Here is a 7,875-nt window from a genome sequence, read left to right as displayed (position 1 = left end):
CGAACGCCACTCACTTCCTCTTGCTCCAGGCCATCGCATTGCTGAGGAAGTAGGTGGCTTATCGCGATAGGACGGGGTTCGGGTTTATGCCGTCGACGATACCAATTCGATAATAACCAACAACTATGTTAGCGGAGGAAAACTCTCCCGCCATTGAGCCATTCCATAGGGGCAACTGAACGATCTGCGATAGCTGCAACGCAGTGACCCGTAGCAAGCTATCGTTAGGCGTGGAATGGCCCGGCATGGAATGCTTATAGGCTACTAGCCAGCTAGGAAGGAGTACCGAACCCGGTCTATTTAAAGCGACATAATTAAATGATTACAAAGCGAGAAGGCCCGGAAGTTTGACTTCCGGCCTTCTCGCTTTGTAGGAAAACTACCTTATTGCGTATCTTCTTTTTCCGAAGTGAAAAAGGTGTTGGCACTCTCCACGGGTTCTTCCTCTTTCGGGTACACGACGCATGGGAAACCAAACAGGCATTTATCTTTGATCATCGCCGCAACTTCAGTGGGTACGTACTGTTCCCAACCCTCTTCGGCAGCCTTGATCATCGATAGTACGCGATCAGACTGAATGTGTAGGTTGAGTTTGTTGAAGCTTCGAATGTCTTCAATTTTATTATTGGAAATCAGATAACTGAATAAATCCCGGAGCTGGAAGGGCAACTGAAATTTGAAGCAGTTGGCCAGCGTGCCGTCGGGCCGCAAGGCCGGATACACGTACAACTTGACTTTCCGGCTAAAGAGCGTCGCAAAGGCTTCCAGAATTCCCCCCGGCAGGTTGGCGTAATGCTGTTCGTCGAAGATGAATTCCAGGTTGGGTATACCCATAATCAGACCGATTTTCAGCTTGGTCAGCTTCGCCAAATAGGAAATCAGCTTGTAATATTCGGTATAGTTGGAAACCATGACCGTCAGGCCCAGTTTCCCCAGAATGTCAACCCGGTCCAGGAAGTCTTTTTCGTTGATATCGTCACCGTCCCGCAGGTTTTGCAGGGTTAGCTCCGTTAGTACGACCACCCGGTTAGGATCTACTTCGGGGTCTTCCAGAAACTGGCTACGCCGTTCTGTAACATATCCTGATGCACCAATGCAAAGGGCCGAAACCGTCCCCGAATTACCGCAATATGCTTTTTATATAGCGTATCGGCCGGTTGCAGGTTTTGTCCGTTCGGTCCAAAAAGTGCCGCGTTGGTAAAACCATTTTTCACCAGATACAGACTCATCAACCGGTTATCGACTTTCTTAAAATCCGGGCCGTTGAAGCGGATCATGTCAATTTCAATCCGTTCGGTCGTCAGGTCATCCATGAGCGAACGTAGCAGAATTTCGGGCATCTGGTGGTAGTAATAACACCCGTAAATCAGGTTTACCCCGATGATACCCAATGCCTGCTGTTGCAGAATAGCGTCGTTGTCGAGCATCCGAACGTGAATAATCACATCATTGGGCTCCGACTGCGGCGAGAGCTGAAACCGTAAGCCAACCCAGCCGTGCGACTCGTTGGTCTTGTGGTAATTCAACGCGACTACCGTATCAGCAAACGAAAAAAAGCAGGTGTCTGCTCCCCGCTTTTGATCCAATCGTTCGATCAGCAGATCGTATTCGTGCCGAAGCATTTTCATGAGTCGGCTTTCGACGACGTACCGGCCACTTTCTTCCAGCCATAAATGGCGTTGGAAAAGGTCATATCGTAGGCCGACATCGTTTTGGCAATCGTACCCGAAGCACCACCGGCCTTAAAGAAATTCGCGGCGACTTCCTGTCCAGCTCCAATCTCGGCGTACGAACCATAAATTCGCTTGTCGAGGTTGATTTTAAGAGCTTTTTGCTTGGTACCTAAATATTCGTACGTTGATGATGGCATAATCAAAACCGATAGATTCCTGCGGGTATGGGGTACTCGCAAAACTCGTTGTCGTTTGTTTCAGCAACTAAGTTAGGCCCTGAGGCTTTAACCTGTCAATAATAAAAACGTATTCTTGCTAAACAGTATAGATACGTTGCCGGTCCTCTGCACAGGTATGCTTAAAGTACCATACTTTCCTGCAAAGGTTCAGTCCGTATCCTTTTTCCCGAACGTGGGCAAATCCGTCAGGCGACTCAACTTCCCTGCCGGATCCAGTTGAAATACGAAATGTTCCATGCCGTTACTCAGGGCTACATAAGGAGCCTTGATGACGTGATTGTACCGCAGGGCCTGTTCCAGCACGGGAGTGGTGATTTTCACTTCCGGAGCTTTGCATTCTACGAGTAAAAAAGGCAGACCATCCCGGTCGTACATCACCAGATCGGAACGCTTGGCGGTCTTGTATACACTCAGGCCACCTTCAATTTTCAATAAACTTTTCGGGTACGCGTACGTCCCGACGAGCAAGGCCACAAAATGCTGACGCACCCATTCTTCGGGCGTCAGTACCAGCCATTTTTCCGCAATCCACAGAAAATCTGCGTCAGCCCTTCCCACTCCCGAAGCTGATATTCGTAGGCGGGCAAGTTCAAGTTAACCATAATCGACTTGAATAATTTAACAGATTCAGATTTTTTTAGTACTTTTGCCAAATTTTACTATTTCTTAATACCCCAATCAATCGTATGACTTATACTTGTCCGATTGACTCATTATAGCTTATGAAAACGAAAGAAGAAATTGTCGGCAACTGGCTGCCTCGTTATACAGGAACTCCCTTAGAAGAATTTCGTCCGTATATTCTACTAACTAATTTCCACAATTACGTTGAAATGTTCGCGGAACGCTACGGCGTAGAAATCCGTGGGGTTGGCAAAGCCATGCAAACGGCTTCGGCGGGCCAAATTACTATCATTAACTTCGGTATGGGTAGCCCGGTAGCGGCAACCATCATGGATTTACTTTCGGCGATTCATCCCAAAGCCGTACTTTTCCTGGGAAAATGTGGCGGCCTTAAGAAACATACGCAATTAGGTGACCTGGTATTGCCCATTGCCGCCATTCGTGGCGAAGGTACGAGTAATGACTACATGCCCCCCGAAATTCCGGCTCTCCCCTCCTTCCGGTTACAACGGGCCGTATCATCCATGATTGTGAAGAACGGGATGGATTACTGGACAGGCACCGTATATACGACCAACCGTCGGGTCTGGGAACACGACGAAAAATTCAAAGAGTACCTCCGACAGACCCGTGCGATGGCCGTAGACATGGAAACGGCTACGATTTTCGCAGTAGGTTTCGTTAATCAGATTCCTCACGGAGCCTTACTACTCGTATCCGATAACCCCATGATTCCCGAGGGCGTTAAAACGGAAGAAAGCGATAAGAAGGTAACGTCTCAGTTCGTCGAAAAGCACCTGCAAATTGGCATTGATTCGCTGGAAGAACTGGCTCAGTCAGGTGGTTCCGTGAAACACTTACGGTTTGAGTAGTCGCTTATTAAAAAGTAAAAAGTCGCAGGTAAGTCCCGAATCATATCCGGGGTCTACCTGCGACTTTCTGTTTTAACCGGTTTGCTATTTGCAGTATTGCTTGCGAGCGGGAGCCGCGGCTTTGTAGCCTAGTTCACTGGCCCGGCTTAAATCCATACATCCCTTGCTTTCATCACCCTGGCTGTGCCGAATCAGGCCCCGCAGGTAATACGCCTCGGCATAAGCGGCATTGAAACGGATGGCATTGGAACAATCCTGGATGGCCCCTGCTTGTTCATTCATAGCTGAGCGAGCCAAGGCCCGGTGAAAGTACGCTTCCGGATAAATCGGATTCAATTCAATCGCTTTCGATAAGTCCAGAATAGCGGCTCGGGCGTCGCCCATTTTGTACTTGCTCATTCCCCGCACTTCGTACGCTTCAGCCCGTTCGTTCGAAAATTCCTGCATCCGACTGTTATCCACGATAGCATTCCGCAGGTTATCCAGCACGTTCTTGGAAATCGCTCCTCCGTATACGGGTTTAGCTTCTAGCACATTATCTACTTCAATGGCCCGGGTCAAATCCTCGATGGCCTCTTTCGAAGCTCCGGTCCGGGTTTTGGCCAGCCCCCGGCCGTAAAACGCCATCGCATTTTCCGCATCCATCGATAGGGCTTTTTCAAAATCAGCCAGGGCTCCTTTGTAATCATATACCTGATACTTCCCGAAACCACGTTGGCAATACGAATCCACGTTTTCGGGATCCAGGGTAATGGCCGTATTATAGTCGGCCACGGCAGCTTTAGGGTTCGAAAGTTTGGTATAGGTAAAGGCCCGGGCCAGGTATACCTGCGGCAGTCGCGAATTGAGCTGACTTACGTGGGTTAAATCTTTCAAGGCTGCCTGATATTCACCCAGCCTGTTTTTGCACAAGCCGCGAGCATAATAAGCCTGAATGTTTTCCGGTTGCAGTTCAATTACGTTCGTAAAGTCCTGAATCGCTGCCTGGTAGTACTCCAGCTTACTCCGAATCATACCCCGGTTGAGGTACGCCCGGCTATCCGTCGCATCCATTTCTACAGCTTTGTTGAGATCATTGAGAGCCGCCTGATATTCATTTTGTTTGTAACGACTATCACCCCGAGCCAACAAAGCGTCGTAATAATTAGCTTTCAGGGAAATGGCCCGATCATAATCCTGAATGGCTCCCGGATGATCGTCCAGCAGGGCTTTGCACAAGCCTCGATTATAGTACGCCTGCGGGTTTTCGGGCGTCATACTGATGACCTGACTAAAATCCGCCAGGGCACCTTTGTAATCATTCGTTTTACTCTTTTGCAACCCGCGACTGAAAAACTCGGTCGGGGTTTGGGCTTGCAGTTCTGACGCCCAGAAAAGCGTCAGAAGAATAGCAAGGAAATGTCTTTTCATCAAGCAGATTTAAATGTGTACGCTATAGGTATCTTCATTAGCTAGGTAGTGCTGACTGTTTTGGTATGGGTATACAAAGGTATATTCTTCGGATGAAAAAAAGGAAGCAAACCATTTTACAACGCCTTTTACTCAACCCCTGCTCAGCTTGCTTCCAGCCATCTTTAGACATTAAAGCAACTGCCCGATTCCGAAGAGAATGACAAACAAAAGCGTAGAAAGCGACATTCGTTTCAGATACGGATCAATTTCTTCGGGTCGTTGTCCTTTCTGTACGCCACTGGCTATTTTCCAGAATAGCGGAAGTGTGAGCAGAAACAGGTAACTGCTCCAGTTGGGATGCTCCAGAATGACATAGGCCGCCGCACATACCAGTCCTGTACTTAGCAACAGCCAGTGATAGGTTTTCGCCCGAGCGGCTCCCAGCCGGACAGGAATCGAATTTTTTCCGTTTCGACGGTCGTTATCCAGGTCCCGGATATTATTAATATTCAGTACACCTACCGCAAATACGCCGCAACTAGTGGCGGGCAGCAGAATACTCCAGTCGAGCGAACGGGTATGCAGGTAGTACGTACCCAGCACACCTACCCAACCAAAAAACATCAGTACCGACAAATCACCCAGACCGGCATACCCGTACGGTCGTTTTCCAACCGTGTACGTAATGGCCGCAATGATGCAGAGAATGCCCAGGCCCAGAAAGTACCAGAATTCCTGGCCCGTACCGCCTTCGAGGGCGATATACAGCAGCCATAGGCCCGACGCTAGCGTCAGTACCGAAAAAGAAAGGATGGCCGTACGCATCTGTTCTTTGGTGATGGCACCGGTTTGTACGGCCCGCGTAGCTACTTTTCGCTCATCGTTGTCGAGACCCGAAACGCTGTCTCCGTAATCGTTAGCAAAATTGGAAAGTACCTGCAACAGAACGGTCGTCAGGACGGCCAGACCAAAAACGGACCAGCGAAAACCACCCTGAGCGGCGGCCAGAAAACTGCCCATCAGGATGCAGGAAAGGGACAGAGGCAGGGTACGGGGGCGGGCTGCCGAAATCCAGGAACGCATATGCTTGCGGAGTTTAATAAAAGTGTCTCGGTATGGACGCTCTGTTGGTGTTCAGGAAACAAAGGGGATACAAAAGTAAGCGTTCACCGGACTTGCCCAAAATGCGTGCTGCCAGCAAAAGAGCTGGCAGCGGCAGAACGTTCGTTCAAAGCAATGATTACTTGATCGCTTCCAGAAACTCCGGACTATCGGGTTTCACTTTGGAAGCAAAGAAGTGCGTTAGTTCGCCTTTTTCGTTGATAACGTACTTGCAGAAATTCCAGGTCGGCACTTTATCGTTCCAGCCGTTCAGGTCTTTCGTAGACAACCATTTGTACAGCGGAGCCTGTTCGGCCCCTTTCGTGGCTACTTTGGAGAACATGGGGAACGTTACGCCATAGTTTTTCTGGCAGAAAGCTCCAATTTCCTCTTCAGAACCGGGTTCCTGACCACCAAAATCATTGGAAGGGAAACCGAGTACCTCTACCTTACCTTTGTTGGCTTCGTAGAATTTTTCCCAATCGGCGTACTGCGGCGTAAAGCCACATTTGGAAGCCGTATTCAGAATGATCACTTTCTTGCCTTTGTACTTAGACAAGTCTACTTCTTTGCCATCCAGTGACTTCACCTTGAAATCGTACAGGGTTTGTTTAGCCGGCACCATGTTTTCCGGACGGGTCACTGCCTCGTTTTTATCGGCAAATAAGCCCGTTAGTAAGGTTCCTAACATAAGCATGAGTTTTACCATGATCAAATGCGATAAGGAGTTTGATTAGTTCGACTAGTAAACGAAAAGTTTATCCATAAGGTTGCCTCACTGGCCAAATCGGCGAGTCAGCCAATTCTGTGCAATATACAAGAAGTTCAGTGCTTCGCTGCTGAAACGCAGGCGGTTCTTTCTTCTTACCTTTGTTGCTCGTTTTTTGAGAATTCGAATTCATGCAGAAGAAAAATCCATACGAAAAGAAAGAAGATACCCGCTTTGCTGTTGCTGAGCCGGCAGAACTGATGACGTTCCTACTGAAGCAGTTTCCTTCCAAGAATCGCAATAACGTCAAGTCCCTGTTGCGGGACAAGCAGGTACTGGTAGATGGGAAAGTTACGTTTCAGTACAACTACGTTTTACAACCGGGACAGGAAGTAAAAGTCCGCTGGGCCAAAGCTCCCGAAGAGCGAAAGTATGACGGTCTGAAAATCGTTTTCGAAGACGAACACCTGATCGTCATTGAGAAAGAAGCCGGCCTACTTTCCATGGCGACGGAGAAGGAAAAACGCCGTACGGCCTACCACTTACTGAGCGAGCACGTAAAAGCCAAGAAGCCCGGCAACAAGATTTTCATCATTCACCGCCTGGACCGTGAAACCTCAGGCCTGATGATGTTCGCCAAGAGTGAAGCCATTCAGAAGAAAGTACAGGAATCCTGGCAGTCTACCACGAAAGAACGAATTTATCTGGCTCTGGTGGCGGGAGTACTGCGTCAGTCGGCGGGTGTCATTAATACCAATCTGGTGGAAAGTGAAAAGTCCATGATGGTGTACGTGACCCAAAATCCGGAACGCGGTCAAACGGCCGTGACGCATTACGAAACTCTGCAGAAAAACGCTCGTTTTTCCCTCTTGAAAGTACAACTGGAAACGGGTCGCAAGAACCAGATTCGTGTACACCTCCAGAGTATTGGTCACCCAATCGTTGGCGACAAAAAGTACGAGTCAAGACACGATCCGATCCATCGACTGGGCCTACACGCCTGGGTACTAGCCTTTCAGCATCCGGTTACGGGCGAGCAACTTCGTTTTGAAACGGCCATTCCGCGGAAGTTTCTGGATGTGGTGAAGTAGGGCTTTTGACAATCGTCGGGACTGTTACAAATACTTGTACGAGGGCTACATTACCAGTGGCTTCTCTATTCAGTCAAGGTCAACCCCGGAGGGGTTCAATGTGCATAGCCCCGTAATGCGGAGAACTCGGTACAGCCCGGTAGGCACAGCCTACCAACTAAAAAGTCCGTAGCG

6 protein-coding genes and 1 pseudogene are annotated in these 7,875 nt (G+C 48.9%); 2 read left to right on the top strand and 5 right to left on the bottom strand.

Annotation, left to right across the window (positions count from 1 at the left end):
• Nucleotides 1-384: 384 nt before the first annotated feature.
• Together BWI93_RS18270 and BWI93_RS18265 are read right to left on the bottom strand one after the other, a co-directional pair.
• Nucleotides 385-1,870 (bottom strand): annotated as a pseudogene (locus BWI93_RS18270) (TonB-dependent receptor).
• A 189-nt stretch (nt 1,871-2,059) separates the two neighbouring features.
• Nucleotides 2,060-2,470, bottom strand: coding sequence for a type I restriction enzyme HsdR N-terminal domain-containing protein (locus tag BWI93_RS18265; protein WP_255157946.1), 411 nt, complete (start codon nt 2,468-2,470; stop codon nt 2,060-2,062).
• A 164-nt stretch (nt 2,471-2,634) separates the two neighbouring features.
• Here BWI93_RS18265 and BWI93_RS18260 point away from each other — a divergent pair, with 164 nt between their 5' ends.
• Nucleotides 2,635-3,408: an AMP nucleosidase gene (locus tag BWI93_RS18260; RefSeq protein WP_094813906.1), complete on the top strand. Its 774-nt coding sequence runs from the start codon at nt 2,635-2,637 to the stop codon at nt 3,406-3,408.
• Nucleotides 3,409-3,492: 84 nt separating this feature from the next.
• Here the strand turns inward: BWI93_RS18260 and BWI93_RS18255 are convergent, their stop codons facing one another.
• From BWI93_RS18255 to BWI93_RS18245, 3 genes are all read right to left on the bottom strand, one after another.
• On the bottom strand, nt 3,493-4,818 hold the full coding sequence (locus tag BWI93_RS18255; protein WP_094813904.1) for a tetratricopeptide repeat protein: 1,326 nt from the start codon (nt 4,816-4,818) through the stop codon (nt 3,493-3,495).
• A 171-nt stretch (nt 4,819-4,989) separates the two neighbouring features.
• On the bottom strand, nt 4,990-5,883 hold the full coding sequence (locus BWI93_RS18250) for a 1,4-dihydroxy-2-naphthoate polyprenyltransferase (RefSeq protein WP_094813902.1): 894 nt from the start codon (nt 5,881-5,883) through the stop codon (nt 4,990-4,992).
• A gap of 157 nt (nt 5,884-6,040) precedes the next feature.
• Complete coding sequence (locus BWI93_RS18245; RefSeq protein ID WP_094813908.1) at nt 6,041-6,592, bottom strand: glutathione peroxidase; 552 nt, start codon at nt 6,590-6,592, stop codon at nt 6,041-6,043.
• Nucleotides 6,593-6,801: 209 nt separating this feature from the next.
• Between BWI93_RS18245 and BWI93_RS18240 the strand changes: the two genes are divergently transcribed.
• Entirely contained in the window at nt 6,802-7,701 is a 900-nt protein-coding gene (locus tag BWI93_RS18240) for an RluA family pseudouridine synthase (protein ID WP_094813900.1), read from the top strand.
• Nucleotides 7,702-7,875: the final 174 nt, after the last annotated feature.

The sequence above is a fragment of the Siphonobacter sp. BAB-5385 genome, from assembly GCF_002261125.1.
Taxonomy (GTDB): Bacteria; Bacteroidota; Bacteroidia; order Cytophagales; family Spirosomataceae; genus Siphonobacter.
Note: the sequence above shows the minus strand (reverse complement) of the source record. Positions and strands in the feature narration are given on the sequence as shown.

Excerpts from the sequence above, each read along its gene's own strand:
- BWI93_RS18260 (WP_094813906.1), top strand. The coding sequence starts at position 2,635 with ATGAAAACGAAAGAAGAAATTGTCGGCAACTGGCTGCCTCGTTATACA.
- BWI93_RS18255 (WP_094813904.1), bottom strand. The coding sequence starts at position 4,818 with ATGAAAAGACATTTCCTTGCTATTCTTCTGACGCTTTTCTGGGCGTCA.
- BWI93_RS18250 (WP_094813902.1), bottom strand. The coding sequence starts at position 5,883 with ATGCGTTCCTGGATTTCGGCAGCCCGCCCCCGTACCCTGCCTCTGTCC.
- BWI93_RS18245 (WP_094813908.1), bottom strand. The coding sequence starts at position 6,592 with ATGTTAGGAACCTTACTAACGGGCTTATTTGCCGATAAAAACGAGGCA.
- BWI93_RS18240 (WP_094813900.1), top strand. The coding sequence starts at position 6,802 with ATGCAGAAGAAAAATCCATACGAAAAGAAAGAAGATACCCGCTTTGCT.